The sequence below is a fragment of the Pseudoalteromonas sp. S554 genome, from assembly GCF_005930865.1.
GTDB classification, from domain to species: Bacteria; Pseudomonadota; Gammaproteobacteria; order Enterobacterales; family Alteromonadaceae; genus Pseudoalteromonas; species Pseudoalteromonas marina.
In genome coordinates this window covers 1-23,633 of the sequence record NZ_PNDV01000109.1, presented here as the reverse complement: position 1 = coordinate 23,633, position 23,633 = coordinate 1, and the positions used below count along the sequence as shown (strand labels likewise).

At 39.6% G+C, this 23,633-nt stretch carries 19 protein-coding genes and 2 pseudogenes; 11 read left to right on the top strand and 10 right to left on the bottom strand.

Annotated features, from left to right (window positions below; genetic code table 11):
• Positions 1-612, top strand: a 612-nt coding sequence (locus CWB65_RS18335) for an Ntn hydrolase family protein (RefSeq protein ID WP_212750957.1), incomplete at its 5' end; no start/stop codon positions are given.
• Positions 613-634: 22 nt separating this feature from the next.
• Here the strand turns inward: CWB65_RS18335 and CWB65_RS18330 are convergent.
• Positions 635-1,591: pseudogene (locus tag CWB65_RS18330) on the bottom strand (IS110 family RNA-guided transposase).
• 341 nt (positions 1,592-1,932) lie between these two features.
• Here CWB65_RS18330 and CWB65_RS18325 point away from each other — a divergent pair.
• The 3 genes from CWB65_RS18325 to CWB65_RS18315 all read left to right on the top strand — a co-directional run bounded on the left by CWB65_RS18325 (position 1,933) and on the right by CWB65_RS18315 (position 3,608).
• A complete protein-coding gene (locus CWB65_RS18325) occupies positions 1,933-2,529 on the top strand; it encodes a DUF998 domain-containing protein (protein WP_008129872.1) in 597 nt (198 codons plus the stop codon).
• A gap of 127 nt (positions 2,530-2,656) precedes the next feature.
• Entirely contained in the window at positions 2,657-3,028 is a 372-nt protein-coding gene (locus CWB65_RS18320) for a hypothetical protein (protein ID WP_238530300.1), read from the top strand.
• A gap of 184 nt (positions 3,029-3,212) precedes the next feature.
• Entirely contained in the window at positions 3,213-3,608 is a 396-nt protein-coding gene (locus tag CWB65_RS18315; protein WP_033025477.1) for a zinc ribbon domain-containing protein, read from the top strand.
• A gap of 43 nt (positions 3,609-3,651) precedes the next feature.
• On the opposite strand, the pseudogene CWB65_RS18310 reads toward CWB65_RS18315, so the two are convergent.
• The 6 genes and pseudogenes from CWB65_RS18310 to CWB65_RS18285 all read right to left on the bottom strand — a co-directional run bounded on the left by CWB65_RS18310 (position 3,652) and on the right by CWB65_RS18285 (position 7,483).
• Positions 3,652-4,094, bottom strand: a pseudogene (locus tag CWB65_RS18310) (GNAT family N-acetyltransferase).
• Positions 4,095-4,116: 22 nt separating this feature from the next.
• Positions 4,117-4,707 (bottom strand): DUF2238 domain-containing protein, encoded by a 591-nt coding sequence (locus CWB65_RS18305; RefSeq protein ID WP_138741173.1) that lies wholly within the window; start codon positions 4,705-4,707, stop codon positions 4,117-4,119.
• Positions 4,708-4,808: 101 nt separating this feature from the next.
• Complete coding sequence (locus CWB65_RS18300) at positions 4,809-5,600, bottom strand: SDR family oxidoreductase (RefSeq protein WP_008129879.1); 792 nt, start codon at positions 5,598-5,600, stop codon at positions 4,809-4,811.
• A 45-nt stretch (positions 5,601-5,645) separates the two neighbouring features.
• Positions 5,646-6,149 (bottom strand): Mpo1 family 2-hydroxy fatty acid dioxygenase, encoded by a 504-nt coding sequence (locus CWB65_RS18295; protein ID WP_008129882.1) that lies wholly within the window; start codon positions 6,147-6,149, stop codon positions 5,646-5,648.
• An 88-nt stretch (positions 6,150-6,237) separates the two neighbouring features.
• Positions 6,238-6,639, bottom strand: coding sequence for a hypothetical protein (locus tag CWB65_RS18290; protein WP_138741172.1), 402 nt, complete (start codon positions 6,637-6,639; stop codon positions 6,238-6,240).
• A gap of 175 nt (positions 6,640-6,814) precedes the next feature.
• Entirely contained in the window at positions 6,815-7,483 is a 669-nt protein-coding gene (locus tag CWB65_RS18285; protein WP_008129892.1) for a Crp/Fnr family transcriptional regulator, read from the bottom strand.
• A gap of 495 nt (positions 7,484-7,978) precedes the next feature.
• Between CWB65_RS18285 and CWB65_RS18280 the strand changes: the two genes are divergently transcribed.
• From CWB65_RS18280 to CWB65_RS18270, 3 genes are all read left to right on the top strand, one after another.
• Complete coding sequence (locus CWB65_RS18280; protein ID WP_138741171.1) at positions 7,979-10,948, top strand: TonB-dependent receptor; 2,970 nt, start codon at positions 7,979-7,981, stop codon at positions 10,946-10,948.
• 95 nt (positions 10,949-11,043) lie between these two features.
• Positions 11,044-12,594 (top strand): tryptophan halogenase family protein, encoded by a 1,551-nt coding sequence (locus tag CWB65_RS18275; RefSeq protein ID WP_138741170.1) that lies wholly within the window; start codon positions 11,044-11,046, stop codon positions 12,592-12,594.
• Positions 12,587-14,074, top strand: a complete 1,488-nt coding sequence (locus tag CWB65_RS18270) for a tryptophan halogenase family protein (protein WP_138741169.1) — start codon at positions 12,587-12,589, stop codon at positions 14,072-14,074. The genes CWB65_RS18275 and CWB65_RS18270 overlap by 8 nt, the downstream gene beginning before the upstream one ends.
• A gap of 52 nt (positions 14,075-14,126) precedes the next feature.
• Here the strand turns inward: CWB65_RS18270 and CWB65_RS18265 are convergent, their stop codons facing one another.
• Positions 14,127-16,694, bottom strand: a complete 2,568-nt coding sequence (locus CWB65_RS18265; protein ID WP_138741168.1) for a glycoside hydrolase family 3 protein — start codon at positions 16,692-16,694, stop codon at positions 14,127-14,129.
• A 224-nt stretch (positions 16,695-16,918) separates the two neighbouring features.
• On the opposite strand from CWB65_RS18265, the gene CWB65_RS18260 reads away from it, so the two are divergent.
• From CWB65_RS18260 to CWB65_RS18250, 3 genes are all read left to right on the top strand, one after another.
• Positions 16,919-18,247: a GH1 family beta-glucosidase gene (locus tag CWB65_RS18260; RefSeq protein ID WP_138741167.1), complete on the top strand. Its 1,329-nt coding sequence runs from the start codon at positions 16,919-16,921 to the stop codon at positions 18,245-18,247.
• A gap of 32 nt (positions 18,248-18,279) precedes the next feature.
• Complete coding sequence (locus tag CWB65_RS18255) at positions 18,280-19,806, top strand: MFS transporter (protein WP_138741166.1); 1,527 nt, start codon at positions 18,280-18,282, stop codon at positions 19,804-19,806.
• Between the two features lie 70 nt (positions 19,807-19,876).
• Positions 19,877-20,878, top strand: a complete 1,002-nt coding sequence (locus CWB65_RS18250) for a LacI family DNA-binding transcriptional regulator (protein WP_010557355.1) — start codon at positions 19,877-19,879, stop codon at positions 20,876-20,878.
• On the opposite strand, the gene CWB65_RS18245 is transcribed toward CWB65_RS18250, so the two are convergent.
• Positions 20,875-21,819, bottom strand: a complete 945-nt coding sequence (locus CWB65_RS18245) for a LysR substrate-binding domain-containing protein (protein ID WP_008132988.1) — start codon at positions 21,817-21,819, stop codon at positions 20,875-20,877. The genes CWB65_RS18250 and CWB65_RS18245 overlap by 4 nt on opposite strands.
• A 113-nt stretch (positions 21,820-21,932) precedes the next feature.
• Between CWB65_RS18245 and CWB65_RS18240 the strand changes: the two genes are divergently transcribed.
• Positions 21,933-22,880 (top strand): sodium-dependent bicarbonate transport family permease, encoded by a 948-nt coding sequence (locus CWB65_RS18240; protein WP_008132989.1) that lies wholly within the window; start codon positions 21,933-21,935, stop codon positions 22,878-22,880.
• 34 nt (positions 22,881-22,914) lie between these two features.
• Here the strand turns inward: CWB65_RS18240 and CWB65_RS18235 are convergent, their stop codons facing one another.
• Positions 22,915-23,442 (bottom strand): M23 family metallopeptidase, encoded by a 528-nt coding sequence (locus tag CWB65_RS18235; RefSeq protein ID WP_008132990.1) that lies wholly within the window; start codon positions 23,440-23,442, stop codon positions 22,915-22,917.
• Positions 23,443-23,633: the final 191 nt, after the last annotated feature.

The window sequence follows — 23,633 nt, the reverse complement described above, 5'->3', positions numbered from 1 at the left end:
GTGGGAGTCATTATGTCTATACGTTTAGGGAGTTTTATGAGTACACTGGTAGTTGTTAAAAAAAACGGATATGCAACTATTGCATGTGATTCACTATCAACAGATGGCACTATAAAAGTTTGTCCTGAAAACAAAACTCATAATCATAAGTTTTTTAAACATCAAAATTCATATGTCGGAATTATTGGTTGGGGTAATTTCAATAACATTCTAGAGAACATCTTTTCCGATGAATCTAATGATTTAGAATTTACAGATAAAAATTCAATTTTTAAATCTCTTCTTAAACTTCATGAAATATTAAAAGATGAGTATTTCATAGAAACTAGTGAGGATGATGATCAACCTGTTGAATCATCGCAGATTAACGGTTTGATTTTGTCACCTAATGGTATCTTCGAGTTTGATAATTATCGTGGTGTAGATGAATATAATAAATATTGGGCTGTAGGGTCAGGTAGACGATATGCCTTGGGAGCTTTGCATAATGCATATGACTCTGAACAAACTTCAGAAGAAATAGCATTAAGTGCTATCAAAGCAAGTTGTAGTTTCGATGACGGTTCAGGCTTACCTGTGTTGTTTGAAACACTTGAGCTAAAAAACGTATAACAAGAGACTATGGCGTCAATAGTTAATTATTAACTTTTGGCGCTTCCCACATTACACCGTCTCTTAGCATCGAATTTAATATCACAATCATCTTTCTAATACAGGCGATGATGGCTACTTTTTTGGGTTTCCCTGCTGCTAATAAACGTTGATATGTTACTTTGAAAACTGGGTTTGATTGCATCGCTGACATCATCGCCATGTATAAAACCGTTCTCACTTGAGGTCGACCACCCTGAATTTTTCGATGGCCTTTATATCGACCACTTTCTCGGTTCATTGGGGCAACACCAATCAGGCTACTTGCTTGTTTGCTGTTGATGTAACCCAGTTCAGGTAGGTTACTGATGATTGATGCAGCAGCTATTTTTCCAATACCAGTCATACTCTGTAATATCGTATTTTTAGCCTGGTATTCAGGGCAGCTTTCAATGAGTTTAACGATTTTTTCTTCAATCTTTTTTATCTGATTATTAAATAAAGTTAGTACTGGTTTGATTGTCATCGCCAGTGCTTTGGGCATTATTTGTAAGCGATTTTTCTCCATTGTTTGCATCGTAAGCAACTGGTTACGTCGAGTCACTAAATCACTCATTGCCTGCATGGTATCTGGCTTAAGCTGTGATAATTTAGGCTTAATCGCTTCACTATAATGCGCAATTAATTGCGCATCAAGCTTATCGGTTTTGGCTCGTTGACCTATTGCTCCCGCAAACCGTTTAACATGAATAGGGTTAGCGATTGTGAAAGGTAAATTGGCATTAGCGCAAGCCAAAATAAAGGGCATTTCAAGCCTACCAGTGGCTTCAATTACGATGCGCTCAGGCTTGTATTTCTTAATCGTTTTGACGGCTTCTTTAATACCTTTATCATCATTTGGAACAGTGAATTAAATGTCCAATGGACGGATATAAATATCGAGTTGGTACTTTCCGGTATCAACACCTACGTTTATGTTTTGCTTTGTTTTTGTATTCATAATAAGCTAACTCTTACTTGCATAATGCGGGTTCGAGACCCAGTAGACTATTCGAGTGTGGTGCTTGGAGTCCTTTGTCGCGTTCGTTCTTGTTATCGGTCTCTCAACAGAGGAGCCTTTGCTCAATCGAACTACGACAAGGGAAGCTTAAGTTGCTGTTTAAGCCTGGGTCTCACATTACCCGAAATGGGGTTTAAATAGTAATTAAGATGGGTGTATTATCCATACAAGTGGATAATGTCGTTCGTAAACTCACTGGGACAAATACTCGCTGGCCTTCGGCCAAAGCGCTCGCATTCGCCCCATATTCAAAGCGTTAGTTTTTCAAGGAGGAATTAGGTTTGAATAACATTTTTGCCTACACAGGGATCGTTGCCTCGATTTGGATTGTGTTAGGTATTTATATTGCTTCTCGCTTCTATCCAAACTACAGCCATTCAAAACAGTTCTGTAGTGAACTCGGCGCTTTTGGTAGCCCTACTCAAAAATTGTCGCCTGCAATAAACAATTACCCTTTAGGTGCGCTGTTCGTTCTTTTTGGGTGCTACTTAATTATTTCATATCAGTCTCATGTACCAACTGTAGTAATAGGCGCTATGGTTATCGTTCATGGTATATGTACTTGGATTTGCGGCTACTTCCCGATGGATGCCGACGCATACACAAAGTCGCCCTCCCGAAGTTGCAAGATACACACGTGGTCAGGTTTAATTATGCTCCTTTCATTCATCGTTGCACCGCTGATAGTTACTTTTTATAGTTTTTATCCTGTACCACTTCGGTATCTTTCCGCCTTTTGTATTTTGGGCTGCTTTTATTTTTCATTTAAATTAGCAAAAGCACTCGAACTTAGAAGTGTCCCCGGTCTTCACCAGCGGCTTAGTTATGGCTTTCAAATACTGTGGTTGTTCATTTATTCAATCTTCGTGGTAGCATAAAAACTAACAAACGCATTAACACTCGCTTCGCTCGCTAGGGACAAATATACGTAGGCTCCCCTCGCGTTGCTCGGTATTTTAGCCTACGTATATTTGCCCGTTATGCGGGTATTATATGCCTAAGATTATGAATCGATTATTAGTTTTACTATTACCAATGTTTATTGTTGGTTGCGAAATTGAAAATGACAACCGTATAGGTTTAGGAATGAAAGTGGATTTCCTTGTAACTTCAGAATGCATGAAGTCTACATTTGAACATACTCAAAATACTCAAAACTTAATTACAAATGGCTCAAGTTTTTCTTTTGAACTCGATGAATATGAAGTCAATTTAACTATGTATGAGCAAACTGATATTAAAACTAGTTTTGAAATTGATATAGATGGCCAGCATTTAGATGAAGATATCGCTGTGTTTTATCGTAAAACTGACGCTCTTGCGAAAGCTTTTAAAAATAGCATAATTAAACACTGCTCTAATAAAAACGGCATATAATGAGGCGTTGAAGCTCTAGAATTACTCTTTTTAAAGAAAATTAGCCTGTTTTATGTGTTCCAAATAGCATTACCTAATGCTTTAAAAAAACTTAGAGTTATTTACAGGAGCTCGATTTTTAATTGAATTGGGCTGTTGAAGTTATTCTACAGTCTTATTATAAACCCTAAATAGAATCGAGTTTATGTCTCTGTTAGTTTGTAAAAAATGTAATTCAGCAATTACCGTAAGGATTAAAACACCCAACGCTAGGCAACGAAATTATGTTTGTCCTGTTTGTGGTACTTCAATTAATACATTTAAGATTATTAATTATGTAATTGGTCTTACTGTTTTGTTCACGCTTTGGGTTATTTCATTTTTCTCTCATCATATAATTGAGGGGAACTTTAGGTTGAATCAAGAGAATCAATTATCAGTAATAGCCGTTATTGTACTAGTAACCTTTATTGGCTATGTTACTTACAGACGCTCCAAGGAAGTTGAAAAATCTAAAAAGTGGGTGCTATTTGGTAGTATTGCAGGGTTATTACTTTTAAATGAAATTCATACAGCAGCTTTAAGAGTTTGGGGCCTGTAAGGAGTTTAACAGAATCATTGCTCTTCCCCCCTTACTATACCTCTCAAGTATTTCCCTCATACACATTTGCAGGGTTTATTTGCATTAGTAGCCCTGGGTTGTCTATCGGTTTAAACCCATATTGTGCATAAAGGCCATGCGCATCCGATGTGGCTAATAAAAAGCGCCTGAGCCCTTGTAGCTCAGGGTGTTCTACTATTGTTTTAATAAGTAACTTGCTCAGGCCACACCCTTGTAGGTGCGGGGTAATAAATACATCTGCCAAGTAGGCAAAAGTAGCGTTGTCGGTAACTACCCGTGCAAAACCAACTTGCTCGTTATTAGGGCTATACACGCCAAAGCACATTGGTTATCAATCGCTTTTTGCATCACACTTTTAGGTATGCCTTTTGCCCAGTAACTATTAGCAATAAAATTATAAATAACGTTATAGTTAAGCTTAGACTTGTCTGTACTAATTGAGTAGTTGTGAGGTTGTTGAGTCATTTTTAACTATCCAGTGAAGTATTTAATAGTTTTTTACATACTTTAACTGTGTACCGTGTAGTTTTGAAAGCAGCAGTAACGAGCAAATAGCACCAAATAACGCTAATGCCATATCTGACTGTGTATCCCACACATACCCTTGCGTCCCTAAAAATGCCTCAGCGTTTTCACCGGTCAGTACTGCTACCCACCACTCTATTAATTCGTAAAATGCACTAAACGCCAAACTGACAGATATAACAAATAAAGTTAACCAACCTCGGCCATTCACAACCTGCTTTCGTAGCAGTATTTCGCGCGCTAGCAAAGCGGGTACAAATCCCTGAAAAAAGTGCCCTACTTTGTCATAGTTATTGCGTTCGCTGCCAAATAAATTATCAAATAAAGGCACTTCTGCGTAGGTATAATGACCACCTATCATCAGCACAATACAATGCACTAAAATAAAAAAGTACAATAAAGAGGTTAATTTAAAGTATTTGTACGTGCTTGCTATAAGTGCTAAACCAATCATTGCGGGAATAACTTCAAGTAACCAAGTGAATTGATCTTTAGGGTTAATGCCAGACCAAATTAATACACCAAAAAAAAGGCTTAGCCATGCAAATTTCACGAGTATCCTTACCTTATTTATTTAATTTTAATACAGTCTACCTTTTCAATATTAATAAAACCACCGCCTGTTATTTAGCTTAATTAATAGTAAAAGTGCAATTATCTGTAGTTAGTTTTAGCAGTTAATCGATTAAATAAATTAGGAAAAAATCGTTTTATCGTTGGTGCCCAACCACTTAATCCTTGCCCAACAATAACCTCGTCTTTTTTGTTAGCAATCGCTTTAATCATTTTTTCAGCCGCACAGGATACTGCCATGCCGTTTTCAATTGATTTTTCGGGTTTATTTTGTGCGACGCCATGCTCGTTTAACGAGTTATGAGCAATCGCTGTTTTAATCGAACCTGGGCAAATCGTTAAACAATGAATATTGTGCTCAGCTACTTCTGCTCGTAGGCAATCCATAAAGCCCACTACCGCATATTTTGAGCCTGAATAACCCGTTCTAAACTTTGAACCAACCTTTCCTGCCACACTGCTAATAGCCACGATTGAACCGCTTTTTCTTGCAACCATTGAAGGTAATATCGCTTTTGTCAGTGCTATTAAACCAAAATAATTAACCTCCATAAGCTGGCGGTATACATTAAAGTCGTTTTCTAAAAATAAACTGCGCTGCGACACCCCGCCGTTATTAATTAAAATATCGATAGAAGGTAAAGTGTGCAGTAAATCAGTAACCTGAGTCAAAACAGCCTCAGGCGCTGACAAATCAAGCGGTATAATTAAATGCCCATCACCTTCAAGCGTTGCTTTTACTTCGGTGAGCTTTTCAACATTGCGGGCAGATAAAATGACGCGTGCGCCTAGCTTCGCAAGTTGAACCGCAAGCTCCTTACCAATGCCTGACGATGCGCCTGTAACCCACACTGTTTTATTATTAAAATTCATAGGCACCTCTTTGCTCAATGAAGCTTTTGATTTGAGTAAGTGAATTTACGCCTTTGTTGGCCCTGCTATGTTGTTCACTTCTATTTCGAGCTGTTTGTAAAAGCCCATTAAAAATAGTAATTCTACAGTTACATACAATGGGCCAATAATTAAGCCAATTAAATCATCAACAAACGCGGGCTTTTTGCCTTCATAATAATGTCCAATAAATTGCAACACCCAACCAAACACAAATACGCCCACGCCAATACTTAACCAAGGCCAAAATGTCATAGCTGCTATAGGCTCAGCAGCAAACAGCAATGCAGTAAACAATATAGCCATAATTAAACCCAGCGATAGACTTAACATGAAGTAATAGATTACCGAAGCTAAAACAAATATCTGGGCACCATTAATAACAACGCCACCAAGGGGTATTTCAATGCGGGCAAGTAAACATAAAACGGCAAATACAATAAGTGGGATACCAAAAAAATGAGTAAGCACATTGCGCTTAGAGCGGTGATATAAACCATATTTGCCCAGTTGTTGTTGAAGTGTTTGCATTGTGTATTCCTCAATAAATATTTAGCTAAACACTAAACATAACAAATAAACGCGTAACAACAATGTCACCTACCCGACACTTACAAATTTAAGCTAACGCCGAAATAATACTTCCCTTTTCTCGTTCTGGTTGAGTATCCGTTCGTTCACGTCCATTTTTATACTCCTGTTCGAGCATTTTTTGTAGTTCGTCCATTTTTTTGTTAATTGAATCACTGTCAGCGCCTTGCTTTTGTAACTGCTCTGATAACGCTTCTATTAATGCTTTTATCTCTGCTATTTTGTCTTTATCGATACCTAAACGTTGGTAAACCAATGCCTCTTGAGCATTTTGTAAAAAATTATTAGCAACCTTTAGCTCATTAAACTCTTTCGGTTGTTGGGTGGTTTGTTGGATGGGGACATCTGTTGCCGCACTCTTATTTATTAATGCCGCATTAGTGTCACTTACATAGCTACTATGTTGATTTATATAAGAAGTTATCACCATTAGTTTAAACCTATTGCTGCAAAGTATTATCTGTAGCAATTTTGGTTCCAAAAAATGGTGAAAATAAACTAAGTTAAAGCTAGGCAACCAAAAATCTTGTTAAACAATTGAGGGTTTGTTTTTATTCGGCCAAAAATTTAAATTCTAGCTGAAGGTTTATTGTGCAGCGCTTGAGTTAACTAGCAAGCGCCTGCAGTTTACTTACATCCAACACTGTAATGCACTGATACCCCAAACTAATGGCATTTTTTTTAACCAGCTTTTGTAGTATTTGATTTATGGTTTGCCGTGTTAAATAGGTCATATCCGCTAATTGTTGCTGAGACAATGCCAATGGCGCTGAAAAATTGGTTTGCTCACTCAGCATTAATAATCTGTTACATACTTTTTGCTCTGCACTGTGCAATGCATGATCTTCCATTGAAGAAAACATAAGCCGTAATTTTTGTGCCAATAATAAGCCAAATTCCTGCCAATATTCAGGGTGTTTACTTAATAGTTGCTCTAATGAACGTTGTGGTACATAAAATAACTGAGCGTCAGTTTGTGCATAAACGTCATGGGTTCTTAAGCCTTTATCAAACAACGTTACTTCACCAAACCATAACGACGCATCGATGAAACTCAAAACGGCCTCTTTACCATTACTATTTACGCCACTAATTCGCATAACCCCACTTAAAACAACGTATATTCCATCATGCGCATCGCCACGTAAAAATAGCGCTTGTTGGGCTTTCAAAGTGAGTATTTTACCATGAGCTAATAAAAACATTTTTAGCTTGGGGCTACGATTTTTAAACCATTGCCCTTGCTCTATTACTGCTTGCTGATGCGCTTTCATGGTACCTCTTTAACAATCGTACTCACTTTTTGGAACCCAACGATATTTGCTAATTTCAAATAATTCATTAAATTTGATTGCTCCGTTTTTAACTGTATTTCAACTTAACATTATTTGTTAATTTACTTTCACAATAACTCGAATTTATGACAATCCACGCAGATATATCAAGGGTCTAATCATTACATGTTGCGAGCTTCAATTACTAGCACCACTTTTAAAGCATATTAATTTGGCATAATTTTAATGCAGTTTAACCAACCCCTTCACTCACAGTATAAATTACATTTTTCGAACAAATATATTTCATTTTATTAAAACATTAGTTGATCCTTCTATGAAATTGGTCTAGCATTTCTGGAAGCGCTTCCACACAGGCGATTTTTAATTTTCTTTTCTGGAAGCGCTTCCACACATTTGACAATGTTAACATTTACACAATAACAGCCGCATACAAGCTGTTAATAATAATGATAAAAGTACGAGGGAAACCGAATGGCTAACCATATTGTAAGAAAAACAAAGATAGCAACCAGCCTATCTTTGATTTTAAGCGCATCTGTATCTTTACCGTTGCTTGCACAAGAAGAAGCAAATCAAGACGTTGAAGTAATTCAGGTCACCGGCTTTAAAAGTAGCATTAAAGAATCAACTCGATTAAAACGTGATGCCGCAGGTGTGGTAGACGCCATTTCTGCTGAAGATATTGGTAAATTTCCCGATACCAATTTAGCCGAATCGCTACAGCGTATTACCGGTGTGTCGATTGATCGCTCAAACGGTGAAGGTTCTAAAGTGACCGTTCGTGGTTTTGGCCCCGATTACAATATGGTAACCCTAAATGGTCGTACTATGCCGGCAGCTTCTCTTCCTGCAGGTGGCGGCACTCCGAATTCTCGTGCATTTGATTTTGCTAATTTGGCATCTGATAGCGTTAAATCAGTTGAAGTTTATAAAACAGGTAAAGCAAGTATTGCCTCTGGTGGTATTGGTGCAACTATTAACATTAACACTGCCCGGCCACTCGACAACCCTGGATTTATTTCAAGTATTGGTGTTAAAGCACTTCACGATACAACTAATCGCGTAGGCGATGACATTACACCTGAGCTTTCGGGTATTATTAGCTGGACAGACAGCGACGCTAAATTTGGCGCATCGTTAACAGCAAGCATGCAACAGCGCGATAGCTCATCAACAGGTGCATTTGTAAATCAGTGGAATACATCGGCTTTTGACGGCACTATTCCTCAAGCAGCTGACGATATTGTTTTAACTAACGCACCAGAGATTGGCCAGCTTTATTCAATGCCATCAGATTTACGTTATACCATAGCCGACAGAGAGCGTACGCGTACAAATGCGCAATTAACATTTCAGTACAGCCCAATTGATGATTTAACAGCCACACTTGATTACACCTACTCTAAACAAGATTTATTTGAAGCACGCGCTGAGCAGTCTCTTTGGATGGACAATTACAAAAGTGCGCTAACCTTTGATGACAACACCGTTAAAACACCTGTCTATTACCGTGAAGAGCGCCGCGATCTGCAAACGCGTGATTTAGGTTTAGCATTTCAAGAGTTAAATCAGGTAAATAAAAACGATTCAATCGGCTTAAATGTAGAGTATTACTTTAACTCTGAGTTGAGCTTTATGTTTGATGCGCACAATTCAAAAGCCACCAGTAAACCTGATGCACCATACGGCAGCTGGGTTAATGCTGGCCTTGGTGCAAATGTTATTAATGCACAAGAAGTAGACTTTAGCCGCGAACTTCCTTCTATGAGTATAGATTTTAACGACTGTCGACGCGCTAACTTAAACTGTAACAATACGCTCGACCCTGCAGATGTAGGTACCTCGATATTAGACTCTAATTTTGCAAGCCAAGAATCTGAAGTGAACGAATTTAGGCTTCATGGTAAATATGAGCTGGAAAACGGTGTAATTGACTTTGGCGTAGAATCTCGCTCTATGGAAAGCCATTCACTTCAGTCACTTACTCGTAATACGATGGGAAATTGGGGAGTTGAAAACCCTGGTGAATTACCTGACGGTTATTTAAATCCTACCAACTTTTTAGCTGAGTTTGACGATTACGATACGTCTGGTTCATTTAATCAAGGCTATACGGGCAGCGCTTCACAAATAGGTTATTGGGCAGGCGAGCAATATGGATTTAACTTCGCAGCCGATGGCGCTTTTGCTACAAACCGCACCATAGAAGAAGATATTACTGCGGCCTTTGTTCAGTTCACTTATACTGGTTATTTTAATGACATGCCTTACAACATCGTTGTTGGCGCACGTCACGAGTCAACTGATATTACTTCAACTGCTAATATCGACCTGCCAAATGCCATTGCTTGGGAAGGCAACAACGATTTTAACGTACGCTTTGGCTCAGATAAGCAAGATTTCACACTAAAATCTAGTTACGATCATTTTTTACCCAGCTTAGACTTTGACATAGAAGTAATCGAAAACGTAAAAGCGCGCTTTTCTTACAGTACAACGATCGCCCGTCCAACGTATGACAACTTAAGTTCTGCCGCTACTGTCGGTGTACCGGGAGCGCCAACCTTATTGCCTGGTTCGTCACCAGCAACAGCGTCAACAGGTAATCCTGGTTTAGTGCCGCTTGAGTCAGATAACATTGATGTATCGGCAGAATGGTATTTTGCAGAAACAAGTTATGTATCGGTAGGTTACTACACAAAAGATATCGAAAACTTTATTGGTTTAACGCCAATGACACAAAATTACTATGGTTTACGCGATGCAACTGCGGGCCCTCGCGCGCAAGCTGCCATTGCAGAGCTTGAAGCCCGTGGGCTTGCTGTTACAGATTCAAACTTATTCCAAATGGTTGCGGCTACCGAAAATGGGGTAGATTTTGATTCTATGACTTACGAAGAATTTGAAGCGGCGTACGATGTTATTGCTAACAGCGATGACCCACTACTCGATTTTACTGCACAAGTACCAACCAATAATAAAAGCGCCACCATAGATGGTTTTGAAATTGCATTTCAACACTTTTTTGGTGAAAGCGGTTTTGGCGTTCAAGCAAACTACACTACCGTTAATGGTGATATAGACTTTGATGTAAATGCAAACCCTTCTACAACGCAGTTTGCACTGGTAGGGCTAAGCGATACAGCCAACTTTATTGCCATGTACGAAAACGATGACTTTCAAGCCCGTGTTGCCTATAACTGGCGGGATAAGTTTTTAAATAGTGCTGCGCGTTACGTTAACGAACCTGGTTTTACTGAAGAGTATTATCAAATCGACTTTAACGTTGCGTACAACTACAGCGAACAGCTTTCGTTTTTTGTTGAAGGTATAAATATTACTGAGCAAAACAGCCGCGAACATGGCCGTACATCAGTGCAATTATGGAACTTACAACAACTAGGCGCACGCTACAATATTGGTATGCGTTACAACTTCTAAAGGTAATACCAAGCAAAGCCGTTAGTTTTTACTAGCGGCTTTTTTGTATTTAAAACGATATAGTTTACGTGTTATCAAGTTTAGGGTTTTAACTCATGACCAAACCAATAAAAAAAATAGTCATTTTAGGTGGTGGTACAGCCGGCTGGCTAAGTGCGGGTTTATTAGCTGCTGAGCATCCATATTTGAGTGTCACGTTAATTGAGTCAGCAAACGTACCAATACTAGGTGTAGGCGAAGGCACGTGGCCTTCAATGCGTAATACGTTACAGCGTATTGGCATTAAAGAAATTGATTTTATAACCCAGTGCGATGCCACCTTTAAGCAAGGTTCTAAATTTATAAATTGGCGCAACCTAAGTAAGGGAGAAAACTACTACCACCCTTTTATGGACCCTCAAGGCTACGAGCAAACCAATTTACACGCAAATTGGCAACGTATTGCACCTAACCAAAAGTTTGCTGACGTTGTTAATATGCAAAGTTTTGTATGCCAAGCAGCACTTGCACCAAAACAATTACAAACACCCGAATACGCAGCAGTCACCAACTATGGCTATCATTTAGATGCAGGTAAATTTGCCGAGTTTTTAAAAAGCCACTGTGTTAAAAACTTAAATGTTACACATATTACTGACGATGTAACCCACGTTATTAACGACGAGCATGGCTATATTGCCTCATTAAAAACAAATAAAAATGGCGATATAACAGGTGATTTATTTATAGATTGCTCAGGCTCTCGTGCTCGCTTAATTGGTGAGCATTTTAATAGTGAGTTTATAGCGCAAGATCATATTTTATTTAACAATAGCGCTGTTGCAGCGCAAGTACCTAATGCACACATCAATCAGCCAATTGCCTCTGCAACGCTCTCTACTGCGCAAAGTAACGGCTGGATTTGGGATATAGCCCTACCCACACGCCGTGGCACAGGTTATGTATTTAGTAGTAAATACCAAAGCGATGAAAGCGCAACTGATACTTTAAAAAGCTACATAGCTAAAAGTACCAGCGAGCAACAAGCTGAGCAGCTTAACTACCGTGTATTAAAATTCAGCCCTGGATACAGACAAAAGTTTTGGATTAAAAACTGTGTTGCCGTGGGTATGTCAGCTGGATTTTTAGAGCCACTTGAAGCCTCTGCACTTGCCATGGTTGAACTTTCAATTAGTATGCTGAGCGAGCAACTACCACAAAACCGCACGCATATGAGCCAACTTGCAAATCGCTTTAACGACCGTTTTAGCACGCGCTGGCAACGTGTTGTCGATTTTTTAAAACTCCATTATGTTTTAAGCGAACGCGACGATACCCCTTACTGGCAAAATATTCGTGATTTAACAACTGCACCAGAGCGCCTACAAAATTTACTTAAACTGTGGCAATTTCAGCCCCCTAGCCGCTTTGACTTTATTGAAAACGAAGAAGTATTTTCATCAAGTAGTTACCAGTATGTTTTATACGGCATGGGCTTTAATACACAAACACCTCAAGCACACAATGCGTTTACCAGCGCTCAAGCTGGCGATTATTTTTATCAACAAAACCGTGAAAAAATAGCGCAATACTTAAAAGGCTTACCGAGTAACCGCGCGCTTTTAAATGATCTTTTATCTAATAATAGGCAGCCACATAATGACTAAAACAAATGCTGTTAAAAATGTAGTAATAGCGGGAGGCGGCACTGCAGGCTGGATGGCTGCGGCTGCACTTGCAAAATTAATTGGCAAAAATATAAACGTTACCCTTGTTGAATCTGACGATATTGGCACTGTAGGCGTTGGCGAGGCAACAATTCCGCCTATTCGTACGTTTCATAAATTGCTAGGTATAAACGAGCAAGCTTTTATGAAAGCCACTCAAGCAAGCTTTAAATTAGGTATTAGTTTTGAAAACTGGGGCGATGAAAACACGCGTTATATTCACTCATTTGGCGCAACAGGCAAAGAATGTTGGGCGGGTGAGTTTCATCACTTTTGGCTACAAGGCAAAACTTTAGGAATAAACAACCCTTTTGGCGATTACTGTTACGAGCTGCAAGCGGCTAAAGCCGGTAAATTTGCGTTTAACCAACAAAACCCTATTAACTACGCCTACCATATGGATGCTACCCGCTACGCGCAGTTTTTACGTGAATTTTCAGAGCCATTAGGTGTAAAGCGTGTTGAAGGTAAAATACAAAAAGTAGTAAAAAATGCTAAAACAGGCCACATAGAATCATTACTTTTAAATAGTGGCGAGCAAATAAACGGCGACTTTTTTATAGATTGCACCGGCTTTAGAGGCTTATTGATAGAGCAAGCATTGCATACGGGCTACGAAGATTGGTCGCACTTATTACCATGCAATAGCGCCATTGCAGTACAAACAAAATCAACCAGCGATACCGTATTGCCACTTACTCGCTCTATTGCCCATAAAAGCGGTTGGCAATGGCGTATACCGCTGCAAAATCGTGTAGGCAATGGGTTAGTGTATTGCAGCCAATATATGGATGACGAACAAGCTAAAGCGTTATTGCTAAATAACATTGAAGGTGAAGCGCTTACTGAACCCCGTGTTATTAAATTTAAAACTGGGCGGCGCTTAAAAGGCTGGAACAAAAACTGCCTTGCGCTTGGTCTTGCAAGCGGTTTTGTTGAACCACTTGAGTCCACCAGCATTCATTTAATTATGTCGGGTATTATTCGCTTTATGCGTTTATTTCCGTTTAATGGCATTACTAATCACGCCATTGACGAATACAACAAACAACTTAAAAGCGAAATTGAAAATATTCGCGACTTTATTGTGCTGCACTACAAAGTAACTAATCGCGATGACAGCGAATTTTGGCAACACTGTAGCGCCATGGAAGTGCCAAAAACACTTCAGCATAAAATTGATTTGTTTAAACAAACTGGCCGTGTATTTTTAGACGATGGTGATATTTTTAGAGTCGATTCGTGGGTGCAAGTTATGCTTGGTCAAGGTATTGTGCCTGAACAGCACCATTTAATAGCCAGCATGATGAGCGATGAAGAACTCGCCCGTTTTTTACACGGTATTAAACAGCAAATAGAACAGCGCGTTAGCCAATTACCGCCGCATCATGAATTTTTAAAACACTATTGCCCTGCATGAAAAAAGCCCTTAAAAAAGGGCTTTGGGTACACACAACAATTTTTACGCTTTATTATTCACACTTAATCTTGGCACTTTTAGCGTTTTGTGGTTCAAAGCCAATATCTGCAACTGAAACGCTAAGCTCTCCTGCCGTTTTAATAATAAACGGGCTGGTTACTCTGGCAAAATCAACGCCCTTTTTAGCAAAACACGTTAAATCTATACTCATTGTTTGCCATGTATTTAAGGCTGAATTTTTAAGCTCATTGGTAATATTAAGCTCGCCACCACAGCCTTGCTCGCATTTCATACCTAGTTGCACTTGCTCTGTTGGCATTGTATTTATTTTATAGCTAAAACTTAGCGCTGAATTGGCCTCACTATAAGCTACTTTGTCTTCAGTAAAGTTACTGTTAATTTCGATATAGCTTGTACTAGAGCCTGTAAAATTAAACGTCATCGCATCTTCTTGAATGGTCTTATCTTCAGTACGATAAGTAATGCCGCCAAGCTTTACACTATTACTAGCAACTTGATGCTGCTGGTTATTAGAGTTTAAAAACAAACGCCACGGTGTTTTAAAGCTGCCATTAAATATAGACAGCGGCGCAAGGTTGCTTACATCAACACCTGAGTCTTCATTTAGGTTATTGGTAAGGGTACTTTTATCTTTATAGGTTAACCCAAATCCATAAGGTAGTAGCGGTGCATAATGTTCATCGCCCTTGTTTACAGCCGTTTGTAGTGGCGATTTGGGCCACGAGAACGATAGCTTACCTTTAAAGTCATGTTGTACTTGCCCTTGTTTATCGCTTAGTAATACATCAGCAATACCTTGGCCTTCAGTGCCAGGGAGCCATGCAGCTACAAACGCATCAGATGCATTAAGCTCGCTATTAACCCACATGGGTCTGCCCGATATAAACACAGATACGACCGGTATATTTTGCTGTTTTAACGCTTTTAATATTTTAAGTGAGCGTTTATTACCTCGCTCAAATTCAAGGTTATCTTTATCGCCATGCCCTTCTGCGTATGGCTCTTCGCCAAATACAACAATGGCTACATCAGGTTTAGTATCAAACGTGCCATTTGGACTTAAAATAGCGTTACCGCCTGCTGTATCTATTTGCGCTTTTAATCCGGCATATATAGAGGTGGCTCCAGGAAAGTCTTCATTTTTATTGTTAGTGCCTTGCCACGTAATGCTCCAACCGCCCGATTGTTTACCAATATTATTGGCCGTATCGCCTGCTATAAGTATATTGCTTGATGGGTTAATCGGTAATATATGGTTATTGTTTTTAAGCAGTACTAAAGACTCTTGCACCGCTTGGCGGGCAATATCACGATGTGCTGGCGCACCAATTAGCGCTACTTTACCTGAGAATTTACGCTTGGCAGGGCTTGGTTTTTCAAATAAACCTGCACGTAATTTAACACGTAAAATACGCGCAACGGCATCATCTATTCTAGCCATGGGAATAGTACCCGCTTTTACTTGCGCTATTGTATTGTTATAAAGTGGTTTCCAAGCATCTGTAGGCACCATAAAAATATCAAGCCCCGCATTGACTGCTTGTGGGCAGCTTTCGTTAGTACAGCCGGCAACTTGCCCGTGGCCATTCCAATCCCCCACTACAAAGCCATCAAAACCCATTTTGGTTTTGAGTACATCGGTAAGTAAGTATTTATTGCCATGATTTTTTTTACCATGCCAGCTATTAAACGACGCCATAACAGACTGGCTACCTGCCGTTAAGCCACCTACATAACCTTGCGCATGTATGTTGTACAAATCTTTTTCGGTATCTATATTATTACCTTGATCGTCGCCATCCACTGTACCGCCATCACCTAAAAAGTGCTTAACAGTACTAATTACGCGTTTATCACTTAAAAAGTCGCCATCGGCTCTACCTTGTAAGCCATTTACAATAGCGGCTGAATACTCGCGAACAATTGCAGGGTCTTCTGAATAGCCTTCGTAGGTTCTGCCCCAGCGATCATCGCGCACTACAGCTACGGTAGGTGCAAACACCCAATCAATCCCTGTAGCCATTACTTCTACCGCTGTTGCCGCTGCAATTTGCTCTATAAGCGCAGGGTTATTAGCAGCACCCAAACCAATGTTATGTGGAAATAACGTCGCACCAATGACGTTATTGTGTCCATGTACGGCATCGGTGCCCCACATGGTAGGGATTTTACTGCCATCAAGCGTATCATCAACCGATGCTTGATACATATCCTCTGCAAGCGCTATCCAGTCAGCAGGAGTAGCATGCTTATTAGCATCAGGAAACGAGCCTCCACCATTTAAATAAGATCCAAACCCATATTTGCGCATATCTTCAACGGTTATATCGCGAATTTCTGGTTGGATCATTTGCGCTACTTTTTGCTCAAGCGTCATCGACTTTAAATAACCGGCAATTGTATTTTCAATCTCGGCACTTTTTTGTACTTTGTTTTTAAGTGTTGGCCAAAGTGTTATATCGCCCTGCTCATGCTCCGAGGCGTTAGTATGATTGTTACTAACTTGCGTTTGCTGTTTATTACAGGCTGTTAAAACGCATATTCCTCCCACCAAAAGGGGAAGTATTTTTAATGCTTTTGAGTTTAAGCTTTTTCTCATTGTTATGGCCCTGTGTTGTCTGGGTGCGTTTTTATAATGTAATTTGCTTATTTAAATATAACTATTGACCTGTTTAACAATAGCCACTAACCTAAATATGGAAGCGCTTCCTGAAAGTTATTAAATACTATACCCAGCGATTAATCAAATTAATTATGGAAGCGCTTCCAACTTTAACTTTATAAAAGCAAATTTACTAAAAATAAAGCAGGGGTTTTCGCTTAATGAAACAATTATCTTTACCTAGTGGCTCACCACTTTTAGCCAAACACTTTACTTACGGTGTGGCCACAGCGTCTTTTCAAATTGAGGGTGGCGCAGCAGATCGTCTCCCCTGCATTTGGGATACCTTCTGTAGTAAAGAAGGTAAAATTGCTGATAATTCAAATGGTGATGTTGCCTGTGAGCACTACACCCTTTGGAAAGACGATATAGATTTAATTGAGTCGCTAGGTGTAGACGCCTACAGGCTTTCTATTTCTTGGCCGCGTGTGATGACCAAAGCTGGCCATTTAAACCCTGAAGGGGTTAAGTTTTACACCGATATTTTAGATGAGCTAAAACGTCGTAATATCAAAGCATTTGTTACTTTGTACCACTGGGATTTACCACAACATATTGAAGACGAAGGCGGCTGGCTTAACCGAAACACGGCTTACGAATTTGCACATTACGCAGACTTAATTACCCAAGCCTTTGGTGAGCGAGTACATTCTTATGCAACACTAAACGAGCCATTTTGTAGCTCTTATTTAGGTTACGAAATTGGCGTACATGCACCCGGTATTGTAGGTCGAGAACACGGGCGAAAAGCTGCCCATCATTTACTACTTGGCCACGGATTAGCGATGCAAGTGCTTGCTAAAAATAGCCCTAATTCACTCAACGGTATTGTGCTTAACTTTACGCCTTGCTACTCAGTTACCCAATGCGAAGAAGATTTAAACGCCACTGCATTTGCTGATGACTACATAAATCAATGGTATATGCAGCCAGTAATGCAAGGTCAATACCCTGATATTATTAACCAATTACCTAAAGCCCAGCGCCCTGATATTTTACCAGGCGATATGGACATTATTGCACAGCCACTTGATTATTTAGGTGTGAATTTTTATACCCGTATGCATTATCAAGCAAGCGAAACAGACTTTTATCATGAGCTGCCACACAAAGCCCCAATGACCGATATTGGCTGGGAAATTTACCCTAAAGCGCTTACAGAGTTACTTGTATCGTTAAACGAAAAATACACCCTACCACCCATTTATATTACCGAAAACGGTGCAGCCATGGCTGATGAATTTAAAGACGGTGAAGTGAAAGACACCGATCGTATTGACTATTACCACGAACATTTAAACGCTTTACATAATGCAACTGCACAAGGCGTTAAAGTAGATGGTTACTTTGCCTGGAGTCTGATGGATAATTTTGAATGGGCAGAAGGGTATTTAAAACGCTTTGGTATAGTACACGTAGACTACAACACACAAAAACGAACTGTTAAAGCCAGTGGTAAAGCGTACACTAAACTCATAACAAGCCGATAAATTAGCGGCTTATAACAATAAGAACACACACTGTGAACAAACTCCCTTTATACGAAAAAGTCGGTTATGCCATGGGTGACGCGGGTGCTAATTTAGTATGGCGCGGCGCATTGGCCTATTTAGCGGTATTTTATACCGACACCTTTGGCATATCGGCTGCAGCGGCCGCCATGCTGTTTTTAGTGGTTAGATTATCTGATGGTGTAACCGATATAATTATGGGCATGATTGCCGATAGAACGCAGTCACGCTTTGGAAAATTTAGGCCGTGGATACTCTACTCCGCGCCCTTTTTAGGTTTATTTATGGTGCTGTGCTTTACCACACCTAACTTTAACGAAACCAATAAACTTATTTATGCCTACGTTACTTATATTGGTTTAACACTTGCTTATACAGTCAGTAACGTACCCTACTCTGCACTTATGGGCGTAATGACCCCCGATGACACCGAGCGCACAAAGCTATCAGGATTCAGATTTGCAGGCGCGTTTACCGGCGGGTTATTAGTGATGGGTTTTTTACCCGATTTAGTCGCTTACTTTGGAGGCGGTGATAACGCCAAGGGCTATCAGCTCACTATGTATTTGTTCGCAAGTTTACTTATTGCCCTTATGGTTATTACCTTTGTAAGCACTAAAGAGCGTGTAATAGCCCCAGCTTCAGAGCAAGGGTGTTTAAAATCAGAACTGTTTGATTTAACTAAAAACCTACCATTTATAATATTACCTTTGTTATCAACAACACTGTTTTTTTATTATCGCGATTTATACAGTGGATTATTTTTTGCTTTAGTTATGGCGGCAATGACTGTTGTTATAAAAAAACTACTTAATAAAAACAAACAAACCCTAACCGGTTCGCAGCGCGATATGGTCGATTTACTGACAAATAAACCGTGGCTCGTTTTATTAGGTATTGGCTTTTTAACCATGATGTTTAACGGCATAAAATATGGTGTTATTGCCTATTACTTTAAGTACCACGTTGCTGATGAACTGATGGCAGGGCAATATTTTATTGCCTTATTAATAGTATCTATATTTGGTGCACTTGCTACAGGCAAGCTTGCTGAAATTATGGGCAAACGCAATTTATTTATTGCATCATTGTTGCTAAGCGGCTTATTAACCACTGCATTTTATTGGGTGCCTAGCAATAATATTGTCGCTGTATTTACGTTTGGCTGCGCGGCTGAGTTTTTTGCCGCTATGATGCCTACTTTGTTTTTTAGCATGCTGGGAGATTCTGCCGACTACTCCGAGTGGAAAAATAAACGCCGCGCAACCGGGCTTATTTATTCTGCAGGCACCTTTGTACAAAAAACGGGAGGTGGTTTTGCTGGGGCACTCGTATTAGTGGTACTTGCAAGCTATGGGTATAACGGTATGGATGAGCTTACAATTAACCAAACCCTCCCCGCTATGCAGTTGTTAATGAGCTGGATCCCTGCTGCTTTTGCATTTTTAGGCGCCGCGTTGATGCTTATTTATCCGCTTACACCTGCAATAACCCAAAAAATAACAGAAGATTTAGCAATTAGGCGCAGTAATGTGTAAATTAACATTTAATCACAATTTATGTTTTATAAATTTTATTTAAAACAAATGCGTACAAGCTAGGATATAAATGGCGACTATTTATCAAGTATCAGAAATGGCAGGAGTGTCTTTATCAACTGTTTCTAGGGTGCTTAACGACAACGACTACGTAAGTAAAAAAACTAAAAAAAAGGTATTAGAGGCGATGAAAGAGCTCGGCTATCAGCCAAGCTCTATTGCACGCTCTTTAGCATCAAGCCGTACAAACAGTGTAGGTATTTTAGTGTCTGAGTTAGACGGCCCATTTTTTGGACAAATGATGTCGGCCATTGAAGAGCAATTACGTATAGCTGGTAAACACGTAATTATTACGCCTGGCCACAGTGATGAAAAAAAAGAAAAAAACGGTTTTGAATTTTTAATTAGCCGTAATTGCGACGCAATTATTGCTCACGTAGAAGCGGTATCTAACGAGTATTTAATTGAGCTCAGTAAAGGTAAAACCCCTATTTATTTAATGAGTCGCTACGTTAAAGAAATAGAGCAAAACTGCATTAGTCTCGATAATGTTATGGGTGGCTACCTTGCAACAAAAGCTATGATCAATAAAGGGCATAAACGTATTGCTTATATTGCCGGTCCACAATTTAAAGAAGATGCCTCAGATCGTTTAAAAGGCCACAAAAAGGCGCTTGCAGAATACAACCTCACCTTTGACGAAAGCTTGTATTATGTGGGCGACTTTAAAGAAACCGGTGGCAGCGATGGCCTGCGTCATTTTATTCAAAATAAAGCACAAATTACGGCTCTTGTGTGCGCCAATGACGAAATGGCATCGGGTGCAATGAAATACGCTCGCGAGCATGGCTTTAATATACCTAAAGATTTAGCAATAATTGGGTTTGATAACGTTATTTTTACCAATTACCTTTACCCTACGCTTACCACAATAGATAACCCAGTACCCGAAATGGGCCGTGCAGCAGCAAATTTAGTGCTTAAAGATATTTATAAAAAAAGCGGCATAACGGTTACTCAGGTGTTTGAGCCTAAGCTAATTTTAAGAGACTCAACCCCGGATATAAATTAATTTAGTTGCAAATTATCTAACTCGTTTCGTACCCACTGCGAATCGAGGTATTGCTCTAAATGCTGCTGTGCAAATTTTAAAAAGTTTCGAGCCGCATGCGATATATGCCTGTCGGTTCGCATAACAAAATACCAATGGCTAGCTAAATGAGTATCGGTAACAGTTAATACCTTAAAGCTTGCATCGTCTTTTGCGAGTACATGGCGAGATAAAACGGCTATTCCCATACCCGAAGATACCGCAACTCTAATTGCTTCGTTGCTGGCCATTTGCACTGAAGCACTCAGTACTAAACCACGGCTTTGTAGCTCGCTTTCAAATAACATGCGCGTTGCCGAGCCATTTTCACGTAATAAAAATCGGTATTGCATTAAGTCGCTGAGCTTTACTGACTCTACTTGTGCTAGCGGATGATTAACCGGCACAATAAACTCAAGCGGATTATGTAAAAAACGTGCAGCTTGCGCATGTTCAAGCGATGGAGGATGGCTGAATACGTAAATATCGTCTTCACCACGCTCAAATCGGTTTAGCACTTCTGCACGGTTACCAATTTCAAGTGGAAGCTCTACATGCGGGTGTAAATTACTATAAGGTCCTAATAATTTTGGCAAAATATACTGTGCGGTATTGACCATGGCTATTTTACACCTACCTCGCTCACCACCATTTAGCTCTGACAAAAAGTCTTGGTAATCTTCAAAATGTCCAAATACTTGCTGACAGGTTTTATATAGCTCAAGTCCAGCTTCGGTCACATGCATTTTTTGATGCTGCATAACCATTAACGGCTCAGCTACAGCTTCTTGTAAGCGTTTAATTTGCAGCGATACAGTAGGCTGAGTTAAGTGCAATCGCCTCGCGGTTTCGCTAATTGAGCCTGTTTTTACTACGCTCATAAACACTTCGAGCAATCTAAATGAAATATGTCGTAAATCCACAATCACCACCTATAGATAATCATTTATACCTAACTAGTATTTATTTTATTATTTACTATACAAAGTTTTGAATACAATAGCGCTACTTAATTTCATATTTAAAAGGAAAAGTTGTGCCTGATATAGTTGTTATGTTTTTTATTTTAGGATTAGTAGCGGGAATATTACGCTCTGATTTAACCATTCCTAAAGCAACCTACGAAACACTAAGCTTATTACTCATGCTAACTATTGGTTTAAAAGGCGGCATGGTACTTCACGGCAATTTAAGCTGGCAACTGCTACCAGAAATGGGCACAGTGATGCTCTTAGGTGCACTTATTCCGCTAATGCTATACCCAATTTTAAAATACGTTATTAAATTATCGGTGGCTAACAGCGCAAGTATTGCAGCGCATTATGGCTCGGTAAGTGCCGGTACGTTCGCGGTTGCGTTAGCGTATGCCGAATCTGCAAATTTAGCCGTTGGCGCTGAAGTAACGCTCTATTTAGTTATGCTAGAGCTTCCTGCTATTATTGTTGGCTTATTACTTTATCGCAAGCTCGATAAAGACCCAGGCCAAACAAGTGCGCTCTCATTAAAAGCGCTTTGGCACGAAACCCTTACCAACAAAAGTGTTATTTTATTAGTGGGTGGTGTAATTATTGGCATGATGTACGGCACATCGCAAGGCAGCCAAGTTACCAGCTTATTAACAAGCAGTTTTAAAGTAGTCCTTGCCTTATTTTTACTAGAAATGGGATTAGTAGCTGCACAAACACTGCGCCCTTTCCCATGGCAACATTGGAAATTAGCGACTTTTGCTATTATTACCCCGTTATGTTTGGGCACAGTAGGCGTGGGCGTAGGTACTTTATTAGGATTAGAACTTGGTTCAGTAGTTATACTCGGTAGCTTAGTAGCCAGTGCCTCTTACATTGCAGCACCTGCAGCAATCAAAGCCGCTATTCCTAAAGCCGATATAGGCCTTGCCATGCTTAGCTCGCTGGGTGTTACTTTTCCGTTCAATGTAATTGTAGGTATTGGCCTTTACCACCAGCTTGCTGTAGCTATTCAATAACTAAAAATTTGTATCATTTATTTGCCACAGACCATTAACGGCTAATTAATTTTGTATGTGGGTTGATATAAAACATTCTTTTCCAACCTTGGCTTTCACTTGTTGCAAGCCAAGGTAGTGGAAATAAAGACACAATTGAATAGTGAACATGAGGTGGCTTACCCGCTGCATTTCCTGTGTTACCCAGTAAGCCAATATTTTCATTTAACTTCACAATGTCGCCTTCACTTACACTGTAACTATTTAAATGCGCTACATAGTGCACCCGCCATTTAGGCCCGAGTATAGCAACTACCTTACCGACTCTTTTAAGCTCACCGCTAAACACAACAACCCCATTAACCGGTGCAACAACATGCGTATTTTTTTTACCAAATATATCAATGCCTTTATGAACACCCGACTTCCCCCATGGCTCATACCAAAAAGTAGCATGATTCCAATCTTTAGGTGTTGCCCCTAATACGGGATTAGTGATTTTTTCAGGCAAAACGAACAGGGCTAGTACTATGGTTAATATAATAACGACTAAGCTAAGTAGTAATATTTTTATGGGCTTCAAAATAGGATTCTGCTTTGAGTTAAACAATTAAATGTATTATTAACCCGCAATGATGAATAGATAATGAGCACTTTATAAAACAGTAAACACAAAAAAGCCGATGCAAGATCACTCTCACATCGGCTTTTTCACTGCGGTAATACTTATTATAAAGAAAGCTCTTCTTTAGCGCGTGTTAAATTGTGCGACAC

Coding starts and splice junctions, on each gene's coding strand:
- CWB65_RS18320 (WP_238530300.1), top strand. CDS start 2,657: ATGAATCGATTATTAGTTTTACTATTACCAATGTTTATTGTTGGTTGC.
- CWB65_RS18315 (WP_033025477.1), top strand. CDS start 3,213: ATGTCTCTGTTAGTTTGTAAAAAATGTAATTCAGCAATTACCGTAAGG.
- CWB65_RS18300 (WP_008129879.1), bottom strand. CDS start 5,600: ATGAATTTTAATAATAAAACAGTGTGGGTTACAGGCGCATCGTCAGGC.
- CWB65_RS18295 (WP_008129882.1), bottom strand. CDS start 6,149: ATGCAAACACTTCAACAACAACTGGGCAAATATGGTTTATATCACCGC.
- CWB65_RS18290 (WP_138741172.1), bottom strand. CDS start 6,639: ATGGTGATAACTTCTTATATAAATCAACATAGTAGCTATGTAAGTGAC.
- CWB65_RS18285 (WP_008129892.1), bottom strand. CDS start 7,483: ATGAAAGCGCATCAGCAAGCAGTAATAGAGCAAGGGCAATGGTTTAAA.
- CWB65_RS18280 (WP_138741171.1), top strand. CDS start 7,979: ATGGCTAACCATATTGTAAGAAAAACAAAGATAGCAACCAGCCTATCT.
- CWB65_RS18275 (WP_138741170.1), top strand. CDS start 11,044: ATGACCAAACCAATAAAAAAAATAGTCATTTTAGGTGGTGGTACAGCC.
- CWB65_RS18270 (WP_138741169.1), top strand. CDS start 12,587: ATGACTAAAACAAATGCTGTTAAAAATGTAGTAATAGCGGGAGGCGGC.
- CWB65_RS18265 (WP_138741168.1), bottom strand. CDS start 16,694: ATGAGAAAAAGCTTAAACTCAAAAGCATTAAAAATACTTCCCCTTTTG.
- CWB65_RS18260 (WP_138741167.1), top strand. CDS start 16,919: ATGAAACAATTATCTTTACCTAGTGGCTCACCACTTTTAGCCAAACAC.
- CWB65_RS18250 (WP_010557355.1), top strand. CDS start 19,877: ATGGCGACTATTTATCAAGTATCAGAAATGGCAGGAGTGTCTTTATCA.